Below are 17402 nucleotides of genomic sequence, written 5' to 3'. Positions count from 1 at the left end.
AGCCCCGTGCGCGGCGGCGCGGACCGCGCTCGGGTGCGGAGGGTCCGGGCCATGCCGACGAGCCGGGCGTGCAGAGATATGAGCGTTCACATAGCGCCGCCGGAGGACGTCGCCATGCCGACGGCTAGACGCGTCCTGCCTGTACGACGAGGGGAACGCGTGAGGCCCGCACCCTGGCGGGTGCGGGCCTCGGCTGCGTGACGGGAGGCGTCAGCGCGTGAACGCGGCCTCGAGGAGCTCCTCGTTCTGGCGCTGGTGACGCTTCATCGTGCCGGTCGACGGCGACGCCGACGCGGGACGCGAGACGACGCGGATGAGACGCCCGAGCGCGTGCTGGAGGTTCATCGCCATGAACGGCCACGGCCCCTGGTTCTCGGGCTCGTCCTGGACCCACACGATCTCGGCGTCGCCGAACGGTGCGAGGGCCTCGGCCACGGCCTCGGTCTCGAGCGGGTAGAGCTGCTCGAGACGGACGATCGCCGTGCGCTCGTCGCCGAGCTTGGTACGGCGTGCGAGCAGGTCGTAGTAGACCCGGCCCGAGCACAGCAGGACGCGGTCGACGCCGCCCGCCTTCGCGGCCAACTCGGCGTCGCCGATGACTGGCTGGAACGTACCGGTCGTGAAGTCCTCGACGCTCGACGCGGCGGCCTTGAGACGCAGCAGCTGCTTCGGCGTGAAGACGATGAGCGGACGGCGCGGGCGGTGGTATGCCTGGCGACGCAGCAGGTGGAAGTGCGACGCGGGCGTCGAGGGCTGCGCGACGAACATGTTGTCCTGCGCGGCGAGCTGGAGGAAGCGCTCGATGCGTGCGGAGGAGTGGTCCGGGCCCTGGCCCTCGAAGCCGTGGGGCAGGAGCATGACGAGCGAGGAGTGCTGGCCCCACTTCTGCTCGGCCGAGGAGATGAACTCGTCGATGACGGTCTGGGCGCCGTTGACGAAGTCGCCGAACTGCGCCTCCCACAGGACGAGTGCGTCGGGGCGCTCGACCGAGTAGCCGTACTCGAACGCGAGGGCGGCGTACTCGGACAGCGAGGAGTCGTAGACCCAGAGCTTGGCCTGGTCGGGCGAGAGGTAGAGCAGCGGCGTCCACTCGGCGCCGGTCTCGCGGTCGTGCATGACCGCGTGGCGCTGGACGAACGTGCCGCGGCGCGAGTCCTGGCCCGCGAGGCGCACGGGCGTGCCCTCGGTGAGCAGGGAGCCGAACGCGAGGAGCTCGCCGAAGCCCCAGTCGATGCCGCCCTCGCGCGACATCTGCTCGCGCTTCTCGAGGAGCTGCGCCAGCTTGGGGTGGACGGTGAAGCCCTCGGGCGGGTTGACGTGCGTGCGGCCGACGAGCTCGACGGTCGAGCGGTCGATCGCCGTCGTCCAGCCGACCATCGTGCCGGCGTCCTCGCGCTGCGACTCGGGGATCTCGAGGCCACGGATGGCCTCGGTGTGCGCGGGCGGCTGGAAGCCCCCCTCCTTCGCCTCCGTGAAGACGCGCTCGAGCTGCGCCTGGAAGTCCTGCGCGACCTGCTCGGCCTCGTCGACGGTGATGTCCCCGCGCGAGACGAGGGTCTCGGTGTAGAGCTTGCGGGTCGAGCGCTTGGCGTCGATGAGGTTGTACATGAGCGGCTGCGTCATCGAGGGGTCGTCGCCCTCGTTGTGACCGCGGCGGCGGTAGCAGACCATGTCGATGATGACGTCGCGGTCGAACTCCTCGCGGAACGCGAACGCGAGCTCTGCGACGCGGACGACGGCCTCGGGGTCGTCGCCGTTGACGTGGAAGATCGGGACCTGGAGGCCCTTGGCGACGTCCGTCGTGTAGAGCGTCGAGCGCGAGGAACCGGGGCCCGTCGTGAAGCCGACCTGGTTGTTGATGATGATGTGGACCGTGCCGCCCGTGCGGTAGCCGCGCAGGCCCGCAAGGTTGAGGGTCTCCTGGACGACGCCCTGGCCGGCGAAGGCCGCGTCGCCGTGGATGAGGATCGGCAGGACGGAGAAGCCGTCGCCGCCGAGGTCGATCTTGTCCTGCTTGGCGCGCACGACGCCCTCGAGCACGCCGTTGACGGCCTCGAGGTGGGAGGGGTTGGCCGCGAGGTAGACCTTCGTGGTCTCGCCCGTGTCGGTCGTGAACGTGCCCTCGGTGCCGAGGTGGTACTTGACGTCGCCCGAGCCCTGGAAGGTCTTGGGGTCGAGGTTGCCCTCGAACTCCGCGAAGATCTGCGAGTAGCTCTTGCCCGCGATGTTCGCGAGGACGTTGAGGCGGCCGCGGTGGGCCATGCCGATGCAGACCTCGTCGAGACCCGCGCGGGCGGCGGAGTTGAGGACGCCGTCGAGGAGCGCGATGACGGACTCGCCGCCCTCGAGCGAGAAGCGCTTCTGGCCGACGAACTTCGTCTGGAGGAACGTCTCGAACGCCTCGGCGGCGTTGAGGCGGCCGAGGATGCGCAGCTGCTCCTCGCGCGGCGTGCGCTCGTAGCCTGCCTCGAGACGCGCCTGGAGCCACTTGCGCTGCGTGCGGTCGGCGAGGTGCATGTACTCGGCGCCGATCGTGCGGCAGTAGGAGTCGCGCAGGAGGCCGAGGATGTTGCGCAGCGTGTCCTTGGGCTTGCCGCCGAAGCCGCCCGTGGGGAACGTGCGGTCGAGGTCCCACAGCGTGAGGCCGTGCGTCTGGACGTCGAGGTCCGGGTGACGGCGGACGCGGTAGGTCAGCGGGTCGGTGTCGGCCATGAGGTGGCCGCGCGAGCGGAACGCGTGGATGAGCTCGGCGACGCGCGCGGGCTTGGCCGCCTCGACGTCGTCGTCCACGGTGTTGTCGCGGACCCAGCGGACGGGCTCGTACGGGATGTGGAGCGCCGCGAAGATCCGGTCGTAGAGACCGTCCTCGCCCAGGAGCTTGGTGCCGAGGATCCGCAGGAACTCGCCCGAGTGCGCACCCTGGATGATGCGGTGGTCGTACGTCGAGGTGAGCGTGAGGACCTTGGAGACACCCATGCGGGCGAGGCGCTCGACGGACGCGCCCTGGAACTCGGCGGGGTAGTCCATCGCGCCGACGCCGACGATCGTGCCCTGGCCCTGCATGAGGCGAGGCACCGAGTGGACCGTGCCGATCGTGCCGGGGTTGGTGAGGGAGATCGTCGTGCCCTGGAAGTCCGCGACCTCGAGCTTGTTGCCGCGGGCGCGGCGCACGATGTCCTCGTACGCGGCCCAGAACCCGGCGAAGTCGAGGGTCTGCGCGGCCTTGACCGAGGGCACCATGAGCTGGCGCGAGCCGTCGGGCTTGGGCAGGTCGATCGCGATGCCGAGGTTGATGTCAGCCGGGTGGTGGACGGCGGGCTTGCCGTCGAGCTGCGTGTAGGACGCGTTCATCGCGGGCATCTCGGTGAGCGCCTCGACGAGCGCGAAGCCGATGATGTGCGTGAACGACACCTTGCCGCCGCGGCCGCGGGCCAGGGCGTTGTTGATGACGATGCGGTTGTCGACCATGAGCTTGGCCGGGACGGCACGCACCGAGGTCGCGGTGGGGACCTCGAGGCTCGCCTCCATGTTGGTGACGACGCGTGCGGCGGGGCCGCGAAGCTTCTCGACGTTCTCCGTGGCCGTCGCGGCGGCCGCGGCGTCCGTGCGGGTCGCGGCGCGCTGCGCGTAGGGCGCGGTCGCGGGCGTCGCGGTGGGGACGAGCGGGACCTGCGTCGTGCCGTGGCCTGCGGGAGGCACGGGGGAGGGCGCGGTCGCGGGGGTCGCGACCGGGGTGGGCGTCGCGGCGGGGCTCGCGTCCGGCGCCGGGCTCACGCTCGGCGCCGCTGCGACGGGCTCGCCCGAGGCGGTGACGGCGGGGGCTGCGGGGGCGGCCGACGTGACGTCGACGTCCGAGGTCACCGTGGTGCTCGGGGTGTAGTCGGCGAAGAACTCCCACCACGACGGGTCGACGGAGTTCTTGTCCCGGAGGTACTGCTCATAGAGCTCGTCGACGAGCCACTCGTTCGCACCGAACGTGGCGCTCGCCCCGCTGATCGACGTTGATTCAGCATTACCGGACACTTCGCAGATCGCCTCTTCCACAGACTGGGTGGTCGTGCGGGCACGGAGCGTGCACGCACGGCATCGGTCAGCACCACACTACGTGCCGGGGAAGGGCCTTCCGGGGCGTCGTCGGGCGGGTGACCAGCGACGCCTGTGCGGAAGGCAAAATCTGGACAAGGGGTGGGTCGCCTAGGACCAAGGACTCACCTCCGCCGGCCATCACTTGGTGAGGGAGGTGTATCAGTGTGACGAAGGTCACACCCCGCGGTGTCGAGTGGGACCGCTCCCGCTGTCCGCGCCTCGGACCGACGGTGTGTCGCGCCGTGGACGGCAGGCGCGCCGCCTCCGCGCCCGGACCCTGCGTCCGCGCGGCCTTCGTCGCGCCCCGCACCGAGTGCGGGGCGCGACGGCCCGTCAGTCGATGTCGCGACGGAAGGTCGTGAGCCTGCCGACGACGGTGAGGATCACCGCGTAGCCGAGCAGGACGAGAGCCCCCTGCCACCACGGCGCGAGCGTCCCCGGTGCCATGAGCGAGTAGATCGACCCCTCGGCGAGCGCGTCGCCCGCCGCGCCCGGCAGGAACTGCGCGATCCTCGTCCCCGCGGCACCGAGGCCGGCCGTCAGGCCCGTCCGTGCGATCGGCTCGACGAACTGCGTGAAGGCGAGCAGGACGACGAGCGCCGCGACCTGGTTGCTGATGGCCGAGCCGACGCCGACGCCGACGAGCGTCCACAGCGTGAGTGCGACGGTCGAGAGTGCGACGGTCCGCCACACCTCGGGGTGGCCGAGCATCGGGTCGCCGCCGCCGAGCGTGATGAGCGCAGCACCCGCGCCGAGCGCCGCGAGCGAGCCCACGAGCCCGTACGCGATCCCGACGGGCAGGGCGCCGAGATGCTTGGCGACGAGCAGTCGCGTGCGCGAAGGGTCTGCGAGGAGCGTCGGGACGATCGTGCGGTGCCGCAGGTCGCCCGTCACGGCGAGCGTGCCGATGATCGCGGGGAAGACGTAGCCGAGCGTCGTGCCGACCGCATAGACCGCGCGGGCCGTCGCGAGTGGGTCGGCGGCCGGAGTGCCCGTGCCGGCGCCCCCGGAGACGCTCTCCGGCGCGGCCGTGAACGCGAAGCCCATCCCGCCGGCAAGGAGCGCCATGTAGCCGCCCATGAGGATGAGCAGGACCCACCACATGCGGGTCGAGAAGAACTTCGCGACCTCGAGCCGCACCGCGCGCATCATGCCGCCACCTCCGTCGTCTGACCGGTGAGGCGGAGGAAGACGTCCTCGAGCCCCGGGGAGTCCTCCGAGAGGAGGTGGAGCTCGACGCCGGCGGCGAAGGCCGCGGTGCCGACCTCGGCGGCGTGCACGTCCCGGAGGCGCAGTGCGCCGGGCGACGTGGCGTCGGCGGGCTCGGACGCCCAGCCGCGCTGCGCGACGACGGCGGCGAGCGCCGCGGGGTCGGGCGACGCGACCGTGACGGTGCGGACCGCGCGCGCCGCGAGCTCCGTGAGCGAGGAGGTGTGCACGAGCCGGCCGTGGGCGACGATGACGACGTCGTCGACCGAGTGCTGCACCTCCGAGAGGATGTGGCTCGAGACGAGGACCGTGCGGCCGCTCGCGGCGAAGTTGCGCATGAACGAGCGCAGCCACGCGATGCCCGCGGGGTCGAGGCCGTTCGTCGGCTCGTCGAGCACGAGGATCTCGGGGTCGCCGAGGAGCGCGGTCGCGAGCGCGAGCCGCTGCCGCATGCCGGTCGAGTAGCCTCCGACCCGGCGATCGGCGTCGGGGGTGAGCCCGACGAGGTCGAGGAGCTGCTCGACGCGTGCCGCGTCGGCCCCGGCGGCGGGCGCGAACATGCGCAGGTGCGCACGTGCGGTGCGTCCAGGGTGGAACGTCGAGGCCTCGAGCGCGACGCCGATCGTACGGGCGGGGTCCGTGAGCTCGGAGTAGCGCCTCCCGCCGATCGTCGCGGACCCGGCCGTGGGGGTCGCGAGGCCGACGAGCATGCGCAGCGTCGTCGTCTTGCCGGCGCCGTTGGGGCCGAGGAAGCCCGTGACGCGGCCGGGGGTGACGTCGAACGTCAGGTCCTCGACGGCGTGCACGGTGCCGAATCGCTTGGTGAGCCCGCGGACGGACAGGCGCGCAGCCGTTCCTGGCGGGGAGTCGGAGATCGTCATGCCACCACCTTAGTTGTTCTATCTTCTCTAGAACAAGAGGCTTTACGTGCCGGCGTCGCGACCCGGCACCCGCAGCCCGCGCAGGCGCGGTGCGGGCAGCGACACCCGGAACGTCGCCCCCTGCTCGGAGTCGACGACCTCGATGTCCCCGTCGTGCAGCGCGACAGCCCACCGCACGATCGCGAGCCCGATGCCCGTGCCGCCCGACGTCCCGGCGCTCGCCGTCGCCTGCGGCGTCGCCCCGTGGACGAAACGCTCGAAGATCCGCGACCGGTCCGCCGCAGCGATGCCGGGCCCCTCGTCCGCGACGTCGATGACGACCCGGTCCCCGCGGCGCATCGCCGCGACACGCACCGTCGAACCGTGCGGCGCATGCCGGATCGCGTTGTGGAGGAGGTTGACGAAGATCTGCGAGAGCCGGTCCGGGTCCGCGGGGAGCGTGAGCTCCGCCGGCGTCACGTCGACCTCGAAGACGAGGTTCTTGCCCGCCTCGACCATCTCGACCTCGTCGACGACCGCGTCGAGGAAGTCGGCGACGTGCACCGTCGTCACGGTGAGGTCCGCCGCGCCCGCCTCGATCCGCGAGAGGTCGAGCAGATAGGTGACGAGCCGCGAGAGCCGCTCGGTCTGCGTGAGCGCCGTCCCGAGGGTCGCGGGCGTCGCCGGGGTCACGCCGTCGACGATGTTCTCGAGCTGCGCGCGCAGCGCAGCCACCGGTGTGCGCAGCTCGTGCGACACGTTCGCGATGAGGTCGCGCCGCTGCTGGTCGCCCGTCGCGAGGTCGTCGGCCATCTGGTTGAACGCGACGGCGAGCTGCCCCACCTCGTCGCGGCTCGTCGCCCGCACGCGGCGCGAGTAGTCGCCGCCCGCCATCGCACGCGCAGCCGCCGTCATCTCCCGGAGCGGCGACGTCATGCCGCGCGCCAGGATGGCCGTCACGATGATCGAGACGATGAGCGCGAGCGGGAACGTCCGCGTCGGCCCGAGGTGCATCCGCAGGCCCATCCACGTGATGAGCGCGGCGAGGGCGTTCGTCGCGATGACCAGCACCCCGAGCTTCGTCCGGATCGAGCGCAGGAGGTCGAGCGGACGCACGTCGGGAAGGTGCGGCCGGGGGACCCGACCGTGACGACCGGGCGACGGCACGCTCAGCCCTTCGCGCCCTCGTCGCCGTCCACGGGCGGCTCGAAGGCGTAGCCCACGCCGTGGACCGTGCGGATGAGCTCGGCGCCGAGTTTGCGGCGCACCGCCTTGATGTGGGAGTCGACGGTGCGCGTGCCGCTCGCGTCGACCCAGTCCCACACCTCCGCGAGCAGCCGCTCGCGCGTGAGGACCGTCCGCGGCGAGCTCGCGAGCATGACGAGCAGCTCGAACTCCGTCGGCGTGAGGTGGATCTCCTCGCCGCCTCGGTGCACCCGCCGCTGGTCGCGGTCGATCGTCACGTCGCCCGCGATGATCGGGGGCTCGCCCACGGGGGAGGTCGCGGCCTGCTGCGCGCGGTCCACCCGGCGCAGGAGCGCCTTGAGCCGCGCGACGAGCTCGCGCATCGAGAACGGCTTCGTCATGTAGTCGTCGGCACCCACGCCGAGTCCGATGAGCATGTCCGTCTCGTCGTCGCGCGCCGTGAGCATGAGGATCGGCACGGGGCGCTCGGCCTGGATGCGGCGGCACACCTCGAGCCCGTCGATGCCCGGGAGCATGACGTCGAGCACGACGGCGTCGGGCAGGACGCGGCTGGCGGCCGCGACACCCGCAAGACCGTCGCGGGCGACCTCGACCCGCCACCCCTCGGCGGTGAGTCGCTGGGCGATCGCCGTGGCGATCGTCGACTCGTCCTCGACGACGAGGATCGTCGTGCCGCGCGCGGCACCGGTGCTGGCTGCGTTGCTGCTCATACCCCCAAGATTCGCACAGCGGAACGTCCCGCGGTACTCGCGGCGCGCAGGATGCCCGCCCCGGTCGGTACGATCCGTGGCACGGGTGCGACGCACCTCGCCCGGGACGACCGGGTCGGACGACAAGGAGCGCGGCACGTGCCGCGCCACGAAGGGGAGCGCGTGCTGGCCGACTGGCTGCTCGTCGCGTTCGGGGTCCTGCTCACCGCAGGCACCGCGGTGTTCGTCGCGAGCGAGTTCGCGCTCGTGACGATCGACCCGGCCGGGCTCGAGTCCGAGATCGCGCAGAGGTCGGGGCCGGGGGGCCCCGACCGGCGCACGCGGTCAGTCCTCGCGGCGCTGCGCTCGCTGTCGACCGAGCTCTCGAGCTCGCAGGTCGGCATCACCGTGACGACGATCCTCCTGGGCTACACCGCTCAGCCCGCGCTGCAGCGGCTCCTCGTGCACGGGTTCGGGCTCACCGGGTGGGCGGCGTCGATCGTCTCCGTCGTCGCGACCGTGACCGCGCTCGTGCTCGTCAACCTCTTCTCGATGCTCGCGGGCGAGCTCATCCCCAAGAACTTCGCGCTCAGCGCGCCGCTCGCGACCGCACGGCTCGTCGTGCCCGTGCAGCGCGTCTTCACGCGCGCCATGCACCCGCTCATCACGGGCCTCAACGGCTCGGCCAACGCGCTCCTGCGTCGGCTCGGCGTCGAGCCCCGTGAGGAGCTCTCGGGCGCGCGTTCCGCGCCCGAGCTGCTCTCGCTCGTGCGCCGCTCGGCGCAGCAGGGCACGCTCGAGGCGTCGACGGCGCTCCTCCTCAAGAACTCCCTCGAGCTCGAGCAGCTCGACGCGTCCGACGTCATGACGGACCGCACGCGCCTCGTCGTCCTCACGCGTGAGGACTCCGCGCAGCGCGTCGTCGAGCTCTCGCGCTCCACGGGGCACTCGCGCTTCCCGGTCATCGACGGCTCGCGCGACGAGATCGTCGGGCTCGTCCACGTGCGCCGGGCCGTGGGGGTGCCGCGCGAGCGCCGCGCCGAGGTCCCGGCCGCCGCGCTCATGGTCGAGGCCCCGACGGTTCCCGAGACCGCCCGGCTCGGGCCGCTCCTCGTCACGCTGCGCGGCCTCGGCCTGCAGATGGCCGTCGTGCTCGACGAGTACGGCGGCACCGCGGGCGTCGTCACGCTCGAGGACGTCGTCGAGGAGCTCGTCGGGGACGTCGCCGACGAGCACGACGTGCGGCGCGCGGGCGCGACCCGCCAGGCCGACGGCGCGTGGCTGCTGCCGGGCCTCCTTCGGCCCGACGAGCTCACGGAGCAGACGGGTCTCGTCGTCCCCGACTCTCCCGTCTACGAGACGCTCGGCGGGCTCGTCATGTCGCTGCTCGGACGGCTCCCCGACATCGGCGACGAGGTCGACGTCGACGGCGTGCACCTCGAGGTGGTCGGCATGCACGGGCGCCGTGTCGCGCGGTTGCGTGCGACGCACGTCGCCGCGACCGAGGAGGACGCATGAGCACCGGCACCGCCCTCCTCGTGGGGCTTGCGCTGCTCGTCGGCAACGCGTTCTTCGTCGGCGCGGAGTTCGCGGTGCTCTCCGCCCGACGCTCGGCGATCGAGCCGCTCGCCGAGGCCGGCAACCGGCGCGCCCGGACCGTCCTGTGGGCGATGGAGCACGTCTCGCTCATGCTCGCGTGCGCGCAGCTCGGCGTCACCGTGTGCTCGATCGGTCTCGGCATGGTCGCCGAGCCCGCGATCGCGCACGCGCTCGAGGACCCGCTCGCGGCGCTGCGCGTGCCGGCGGCGCTCGTCCACCCTGTCGCGTTCACGATCGCGCTCGCGATCGTCGTCTACCTCCATGTCGTCCTCGGCGAGATGGTGCCGAAGAACCTCGCGGTCGCGGGTCCGGACGCGGCGGTCATGTGGTTCGGCCCGCCGCTCGTGTGGCTCGGACGTGCCGTGAGGCCCCTCATCGTCGTCCTCAACCGGCTCGCCAACCTCTTCGTGAGGCTCGGCGGGGTCGAGCCGCAGGACGAGGTCGCGTCGGCGTTCACGGCCGAGCAGGTGCACTCGATCGTCGAGGTCTCGCGCCAGGAGGGCGTCCTCGACGACGAGCAGGGACTGCTCGCGGGCTCGCTCGAGTTCTCCGAGCGGGTCGCGCGCGAGGTCATGGTGCCGACGGACGCGCTCACGGCGCTCGTCGCGGGTGCGACGCCCGACGACGTCGAGCACGCGGTCACCCGGACGGGCTTCTCACGATTCCCGCTCGTCGCGACCGAGGGTGGTCCCGTGACGGGCTATCTCCACCTCAAGGACGTCCTCTACGCGGGGGAGTCCGACCACGACGTCCCCGTGCCGACGTGGCGGGTGCGCTCGCTCGCGACCGTCGGTCCGGAGGACGAGGTCGAGGAGGTCCTCGCCGCGATGCAGCGCGACGGTGCCCACCTGGCGCTCGTCGTCGACGAGGGGCGGCAGACAGGCGTCGTCTTCCTCGAGGACATCCTCGAGGAGCTCGTCGGCGAGGTCCGGGACGCGATGCAGCGCGAGGCCGACCGTCCATGACGCTGTGGCCTCCTTCGTCGAGGGACGAACGTCCCAGCATCCGCCATCTGAGACGTAGATCGCAGTTGCGCAGGTGGTCTTGGCCGGGCGGCATCGGCTCGTTATAGTTTTGTGATCGACCTGAGGTCGACGCGGACGTCGTCCGTGCCGATGCAGGAGGTACCGCCGGAACGGCAACCACGCAGGGCCCTGACGGGGTCGCGTGCGGCCCGGAACGGTTCTGACCGGTCGCCCGGTCGGGGTAGCGTGACCTGTCGGGAATCCCCGGCGGGGCCGGGCAGGAACGCCGCGAGAACGGCGCACGAGCGTGGATGGAGGTGTCGTGAGCACGAGCAGCAAGGTCGAAGCTCCCGCTCCCGAGACCCGCCGTTCCCGCCGTGAGGCAGCACTCCTCGACGCCCGTGCAGCGACCGCCCCCGTCTCCTCCGGCGCACCCACCACCGGGTCGGCGACGTCAGCCCCCGTTCCTGTCGTGCGACCCCACGCGACCGCAGCCGTGACGTCCCCCTACGGGACGCTCGGCCGTCCGTCCGCGCACGTCGTCGTGCCCGACCTCGAGCCTGACGAGGCCCCCGTGCGCGCCACCGCGCAGAGCGGCGCCGCGTCGCCCGCTCGTGCGGCCGCGCGCCCCGTTGCGGGCCGTCCCCACGAGCTTCTCGGCCGCCCGGTGCCCGCGACCAGCTGGACGCCCGTGCCGCAGCCCTCGATCGCCCGGGGCGCCGAGCTCGCCGATGCCGCGGTCGCGGCGCGCGCCGCCCTGCGCTCCTCGGGCGTGACCCCCGCGCGGCCCTCCGCCGTCACCGACACCGGCCCTGTGCCGCGCACGGTCCCGGCACCCGTCGCCGCTGCTGCACGTCCCGCGGCCGCTCCGGCAGTGCGCACCGTCGCTCCCGCCAGGGTCACGCCGGCCGAGCCCGTCGTCGCGTCGTCGGCCGCCCCCGCGGATGTCCCGACCTCCGTCGAGGCGCCGACCGCCCCGCCGGCACCCGCTGCAGCACCGAGCCGCCAGCGCACCCGTCGTGAGTCCGTCGCCGACGAGCGTCGTCGTGCCGGCCGCGCGACGCCTCGCACAGCACCGCGCCGCCCCTCCGGGACCCGTGCCGCCCGCGCCGGGGTGCTTGCCGCGCTCGCGATCGCGACGGTCGCCGTCCCCGTCTCCCAGGGGATCGGTCAGACCGGCGACGAGGCCGTCGTGCGCGACTACGCCGAAGGTCGTGCGACGTACGACGTCCTCATGAGCCCGCGCGGCCTCTCCGACAACGCGGTCATCGTCGCCGACACCCTCGCGGGTCGTGACGTCGACCTCGCCTCGCGTTCCGAGGCACGCCCGGCGATCGCCGGGTGCGACGGCACGGTCGTCGTCCCGAAGACCAGCAACGGCCGCCTCTCCGGCGAACAGCTGTGCAACCTCCCGCAGCAGGGGCACCAGCTCCAGCCTGCGGCTGCGCTCGCGTTCGCCGAGCTCAACGCGCAGTTCGTCGCGCGCTTCAACACCCCGATCTGCATCTCGGACTCCTACCGCTCGCTGTCGGGCCAGTACTCGGTCGCGGCGAGCCGGGGCGCCTACGCGGCGCGTCCGGGCACGTCGCAGCACGGTCTGGGCCTGGCGCTCGACCTGTGCTCGGGCACGTATCGTGACTCGGCCAAGTGGTCGTGGCTCAAGGCGAACGCCCCGGTGTACGGCTTCGACAACCCCGCGTGGGCGCGTCGTGGCGGCTCCGGCATGTACGAGCCGTGGCACTGGGAGTTCTTCAGCCTCGTCGACTACTGAGCCGGCACCACCTGCGAGAGGCCACCCCGTCGGGGTGGCCTTCGTCGTCTCGGGCACCGGGCTGGCGTGCCCGGGGACGACGGAAGGGGGTGGTGGCCGGGAACGGCCACCACCCCCTTCCGGGGCGAGCAGGTCAGCGCTTGCGAGCTGCCTTACGTGCCTTGGGAGCCTCGGCCGGCTCGGCGCCAGCCTCGACGGCCGCTGCACCGACGGCCTTGCGCGACGCCTTGACCTCAGCGAAGGACGTGCCGTAGTAGGCGGCCTCCATGAGGATCTTCATGTCGTCGAGCATCGGCATGCGCGGGTTCGCGGGGGCGCACTGGTCCTCGTAGGCGCCCATCGCGAGCTCGTCGAGCTTGGAGATGAAGAGCTCCTCGTCGACACCCTGCAGCTGGAACGAGGCCGGGATGCCGACCTGCTCGCGCAGCTCCTCGACGGCCCGGGCGTAGGACTCGACGCCCTCCTCCGGGGTGCTCGCCGGGAGGCCGAGGTGCTTGGCGATCTCCTGGAAGCGCTCGGGGGCCACGTAGTGCTCGTACTTCGGCCAGCTCGTGAGCTTGGTCGGGACGGTGCCGTTGTAGCGGATGACGTGCGGCAGGTACGTCGCGTTGGTGCGGCCGTGGACGAGCTTGAACGTGCCGCCCGTGACGTGCGCCATCGCGTGGACGATGCCGAGGAACGCGTTGCCGAACGCCATGCCGGAGATCGTCGAGGCGTTGTGCATCTTCTCGCGCGCCTTGACGGTGCGCTCGTCGGTCGCGCCGGGGCCACCCTTGACCGAGTCTGCGATGTTCTCGAAGATCAGCTTGATCGCGTGGAGGCACAGACCGTCGGTGTAGTCGTTCGCGTAGACGGAGACGTAGGCCTCGGTCGCGTGCGTGAGGGCGTCGAAGCCGGAGTCGGCGACGAGGAACGACGGCATCATCGCGGTGAGGGCCGGGTCGACGATCGCGACGGTCGGCGTGAGCGCGTAGTCCGCGAGGGGGTACTTCTTGCCCTTGGCGGGGTCGGAGATCACCGCGAACGGCGTCATCTCCGAGCCGGTGCCCGAGGTCGTCGGGATGCAGACGAGCGAGGCCTTCTCACCGAGGTCGGGGAACTTGAAGGCGCGCTTGCGGACGTCGAAGAACTTCTCCTTCATGTCCGCGAACTCGATCTCGGGGTGCTCGTAGAGCAGCCACATGACCTTGGCGGCGTCCATGGGCGAGCCGCCACCGAGGGCGATGATCGTGTCCGGGTTGAAGTGCCGCATGAGGGCGGCACCCTTCTGGACGAAGTCGACGGTCGGCTCGGGCATGACGTCGTCGATGATCTGCAGCGCGATGCGCTCGCCACGACGGTTGAGGACGTCGAGGATCTTGTCGACGAAGCCGAGCTTGGTCATCGTCGAGTCGGTGACGATCGTGACCCGCGAGATACCACGCATGTCGGCGAGGTAGCGGATGGCGTTCGGCTCGAAGTACGTCTTGGCCGGGACCTTGAACCACTGCAAGTTGTTGTTCCTCCGCCCGATGCGCTTGATGTTGACGAGGTTGACCGCGGAGACGTTGTTCGACACCGAGTTGTGGCCGTAGGAGCCGCAGCCGAGCGTGAGCGACGGGATGAACGCGTTGTAGATGTCGCCGATGCCGCCGAGCGAGCTGGGCGCGTTCGTGATGATGCGGACCGCCTTGATGCGCGAGCCGAACTCGCGGATGATCGCCTGGTCCTCGGAGTGGATCGAGCCGGAGTGGCCCAGGCCGTCGAACTCGACCATCTGCTCGGAGAGGCGGATGCCCTCCTCGGCGCTCTCGGCGCGGAGAACGGCGAGCACGGGGCAGAGCTTCTCGCGGGTGAGCGGCTCGTTCGGGCCGACCTCGGTGACCTCCGCGAGGATGATCGAGGTGTCCTCGGGGACGGTGAAGCCCGCCTTCTCGGCGATCCACTGCGGCGACTGGCCGACGACGGCCGGGTTGAGCTTCGCACCGCCGCAGTTCTCGCCGCCCGCGGTGACACCGAAGATGAACTCCTCGAGCATCGCCTTCTCGGCGGGGGTCGCGCGGTAGGCGTGGAGCTTGGCGAACTCGGCCATCGCGTCGTCGTAGATGGGGGCGTCGAGGATGGCGGCCTGCTCGGACGCGCAGATCATGCCGTTGTCGAAGGCCTTGGACAGGACGACGTCGTTGACGGCGCGCTTGAGCTTCGCGGAGCGCTCGATGAAGGCCGGGACGTTGCCCGCGCCGACCCCGAGGGCCGGCTTGCCGCACGAGTACGCGGCGCGGACCATCGCGTTGCCGCCGGTCGCGAGGATGAGCGCGACACCCGGGTGGTTCATGAGGGTGCTCGTGGCCTCGAGCGAGGGCTGCTCGACCCACTGGACGCAGTCGGCGGGAGCGCCGGCCTCGATCGCGGCGTCACGCACGACCTTCGCGGCGGCGACGGAGGACGCCTGCGCGGAGGGGTGGAAGCCGAAGACGATCGGGTTGCGGGTCTTGAGGGCGATGAGCGCCTTGAAGATCGTCGTCGACGTCGGGTTGGTCACGGGGGTGACGCCGCAGATGACGCCGACGGGCTCGGCGATCTCGGTGATGCCCGTGATCTCGTCCTCGCCGACGATGCCGACGGTGCGCATCTTGAGCATCGAGTTGGTGACGTGCTCGCACGCGAAGATGTTCTTGACGGCCTTGTCCTCGAAGACGCCGCGTCCGGTCTCCTCGACCGCGAGGACGGCGAGCTCGCCGTGCTGCGAGAGGGCGGCGACGGAGGCCTTCTTGACGATGTGGTCGACCTGCTCCTGGTTGAGGAGCATGAAGGCGTCGAGGGCCTTCTGGCCGCGCGTGACGAGCGCGTCGATCGCCTGGGCGACGGGGCTGGTGGTGCCGGGGCCGGCGGTGGTGGTCATGGTCGATCCCCTTTGCGGGTTCGGGGTGCTTCTGTGGTCTCAAGACCAACCTACGGGCGTGTTGAACGTCACTCGCGTGTCAAAGGTCCCACCTTTTTCACCGGTGGGGTCGCGACGACCTCGCACGATGCCCGCGCAGGGTGTCGATGCAGGTCGGAGGTCCTAGAGCGGCGCGTCGTCGGCGTCGCCGCGGGGTTCTCCGCGCCGGCCGACGGCCTGCGCGAGCACCCGTCCGACGGCCCCGGCGACGAGCACGGCGCCGGCGACCGCGAGGGCGTCACGGGGGAGCGTCGCGACGAGCGCCAGGCAGCCGGCGAGCCCGAGCGCGGGCACCCAGCGCGGCACGATCCGCTCGCCTCGGGGCTGCGTCCACGCCGCCGCGTTCGCGACGCCGTAGTAGAGCAGCACGCCGGCCGACGACGCCCCGAGCACGCCGCGCAGGTCCGTCGTCCACACGAGGACGGCGACCGCAGCCCCGACGAGCAGCGTCGCCGTCGTCGGCGTGCGCCACCTGGTGCCGACGTGCGCGAGCGCGCGCGGCAGGTCACCCTCCCGGGCCATCGCGAACGTCGTGCGCCCCACGCCCGCGAGCAGCGCGAGCAAGGCCCCGCCCGACGCCGTGACCGCCGCGACGCCGACGACAGGCACGAGCCACGGCGCGCCCGCAGCCCGCGCCGTGTCGGCGAGCGGGGCCACCGACGCCGCGAGAGCCGCCGGGCCGAGCGCGGCGAGCGCCGCCGCAGCGACGAGGGCGACGACGGCGACGGCACCGACGAGCGCGATGGCCACGGCGCGCGGGATCGTCCGCGCAGGGTCGCGTACCTCCTCGCCGAGCGTCGCCACGCGCGCGTAGCCGGCAAGCGCGAAGAAGAGGAGGCCGGCGGCGCCGAGGATGCCGGTGAGGTCGGGGGCTGCCTGGAGGTCGAGCATCGTGCCGGTCGGAGCGCCAGCACCGGCCGCGTCAACGCTGCCGAGGATGTCGGGCACAGCGAGCGTCCCCGTCGCGGCCGCGACCGCCACGACGATGACGAGCGTCCCGAGCGCGAGCAGCGTGACGACGAGCAGCGCGCGCGTCGCACGCGCCGTCCGTGTCACCCCCGCGACGTCGATGGCGACGAGCAGCGCGAGCGCCACGAGTGCGACGACGCGCTCGTGGCCCGGCCACGCGTACGCGCCGAGCGTGAGCGCCATCGCGGCGCAGCTCGCGGTCTTGCCCACGACGAAGCCCCACCCCGCGACGAACCCCCACCAGGGGCCGAGCCGGGCCCGCCCGTAGGCGTACGCGCCGCCCGCAACCGGGTGCTGCGCGGCGAGCTGCGCCGTCGACAGGGCGTTCGCCGTCGCGACGAGCGCCGCGATCCCGAGCGCCACGAGCAGCCACCGCCCTGCGAGCCCGGCCGCGGGCGCGAGCGCGGCGAACACGCCGGCCCCGAGCATCGAGCCGAGGCCGAGCGTCACGGCGTCGCCGAGCGTGAGGCGGCGGGCAAGAGGGGCAGAGGTCACACGACGACGCTAGCCGTGACAGGTGCCCGGAGGTGGACGGGGCGTGTCCAGACAGCGACCTGGTCCACGCGTGTTGGTGGCGGTCTGACGCAACCCCGGGCGGCTCAGCCGCGTGGCGTCACGGGGGTGATGTCGAGCTTGAGCTTGGTGTCGCGGAGGGCGTTGGCGACTCGGTCTGTCGTATAGAAGATGTAGCTGCCGCCGCGACCGAGATCGGTGATGTCGGTATCGAGGGTGTCGGACGTGGTTCGGAAGCCGACGAACCCTGGCAGGGGGCTACCGTCACGGTTGCGTACGTCGAGGTCGTATGTGGCGTAGCCGGCGACGCCCAGGTCGTTGAGGACGGCGACGAGGGCGGTGGACGCGATCATGCCGAGGCCGCCTGTCCAGAGCATGTCGTTGATGCGCTTGCCCTGGTAGATGCGTGCCTGGACGGGGAAGGGAAGTTCGCCTGCCCGCCCTTCGCGGATCTCGTCGAGGATGTCGCGGCCGTCGGGGAGGAGGTGCGGGCCCAGGTCGGGTTTGCCGTCCCACACGTAGTCGGTCCATGCGTCTCGCGTTGCGCTGGGGGCGGCGACTCTCCACATAGGACTCATTCTGCACGGCTTGCGAACTGTCCCGGAAACGCAAGAA

The 17402-nt window shown here is 71.9% G+C and carries 11 protein-coding genes; 3 read left to right on the top strand and 8 right to left on the bottom strand.

The window, feature by feature from the left end; translation table 11 throughout:
* Positions 1-210 precede the first annotated feature (210 nt).
* The 5 genes from G7063_RS10640 to G7063_RS10620 all read right to left on the bottom strand — a co-directional run bounded on the left by G7063_RS10640 (position 211) and on the right by G7063_RS10620 (position 8071).
* Complete coding sequence (locus G7063_RS10640; protein WP_166414366.1) at positions 211-4023, bottom strand: multifunctional oxoglutarate decarboxylase/oxoglutarate dehydrogenase thiamine pyrophosphate-binding subunit/dihydrolipoyllysine-residue succinyltransferase subunit; 3813 nt, start codon at positions 4021-4023, stop codon at positions 211-213.
* A 396-nt stretch (positions 4024-4419) separates the two neighbouring features.
* Positions 4420-5238 (bottom strand): ABC transporter permease, encoded by an 819-nt coding sequence (locus G7063_RS10635; RefSeq protein WP_166414365.1) that lies wholly within the window; start codon positions 5236-5238, stop codon positions 4420-4422.
* A complete protein-coding gene (locus G7063_RS10630) occupies positions 5235-6176 on the bottom strand; it encodes an ABC transporter ATP-binding protein (protein ID WP_166414364.1) in 942 nt (313 codons plus the stop codon). Before G7063_RS10630 ends, G7063_RS10635 begins: the two co-directional genes overlap by 4 nt.
* Positions 6177-6218: 42 nt before the next feature.
* Positions 6219-7271 (bottom strand): ATP-binding protein, encoded by a 1053-nt coding sequence (locus tag G7063_RS10625; protein WP_240916039.1) that lies wholly within the window; start codon positions 7269-7271, stop codon positions 6219-6221.
* Between the two features lie 53 nt (positions 7272-7324).
* The gene (locus G7063_RS10620; RefSeq protein WP_166414362.1) at positions 7325-8071 is read right to left on the bottom strand and encodes a response regulator transcription factor; all 747 of its coding nucleotides are present in this window, start codon (positions 8069-8071) and stop codon (positions 7325-7327) included.
* Positions 8072-8233: 162 nt separating this feature from the next.
* On the opposite strand from G7063_RS10620, the gene G7063_RS10615 reads away from it, so the two are divergent.
* From G7063_RS10615 to G7063_RS10605, 3 genes are all read left to right on the top strand, one after another.
* Positions 8234-9568: a hemolysin family protein gene (locus G7063_RS10615; protein WP_166415321.1), complete on the top strand. Its 1335-nt coding sequence runs from the start codon at positions 8234-8236 to the stop codon at positions 9566-9568.
* Positions 9565-10614, top strand: a complete 1050-nt coding sequence (locus G7063_RS10610; RefSeq protein WP_166414361.1) for a hemolysin family protein — start codon at positions 9565-9567, stop codon at positions 10612-10614. Before G7063_RS10615 ends, G7063_RS10610 begins: the two co-directional genes overlap by 4 nt.
* A 322-nt stretch (positions 10615-10936) precedes the next feature.
* Positions 10937-12385: a D-alanyl-D-alanine carboxypeptidase family protein gene (locus G7063_RS10605; protein ID WP_166414360.1), complete on the top strand. Its 1449-nt coding sequence runs from the start codon at positions 10937-10939 to the stop codon at positions 12383-12385.
* Between the two features lie 133 nt (positions 12386-12518).
* On the opposite strand, the gene adhE is transcribed toward G7063_RS10605, so the two are convergent.
* The 3 genes from adhE to G7063_RS10590 form a co-directional block, all read right to left on the bottom strand.
* Positions 12519-15266: a bifunctional acetaldehyde-CoA/alcohol dehydrogenase gene (gene adhE / locus G7063_RS10600; protein ID WP_166414359.1), complete on the bottom strand. Its 2748-nt coding sequence runs from the start codon at positions 15264-15266 to the stop codon at positions 12519-12521.
* A gap of 162 nt (positions 15267-15428) precedes the next feature.
* Positions 15429-16769: an APC family permease gene (locus G7063_RS10595; protein WP_166414358.1), complete on the bottom strand. Its 1341-nt coding sequence runs from the start codon at positions 16767-16769 to the stop codon at positions 15429-15431.
* A gap of 104 nt (positions 16770-16873) precedes the next feature.
* Complete coding sequence (locus G7063_RS10590) at positions 16874-17356, bottom strand: hypothetical protein (RefSeq protein ID WP_166414357.1); 483 nt, start codon at positions 17354-17356, stop codon at positions 16874-16876.
* Between the last annotated feature and the right edge of the window lie 46 nt (positions 17357-17402).

The organism is Sanguibacter sp. HDW7 (assembly GCF_011300875.1).
In the GTDB taxonomy this organism is placed as follows: domain Bacteria; phylum Actinomycetota; class Actinomycetes; order Actinomycetales; family Cellulomonadaceae; genus Flavimobilis.
This window is presented reverse-complemented; position numbering and strand designations above follow the sequence as displayed.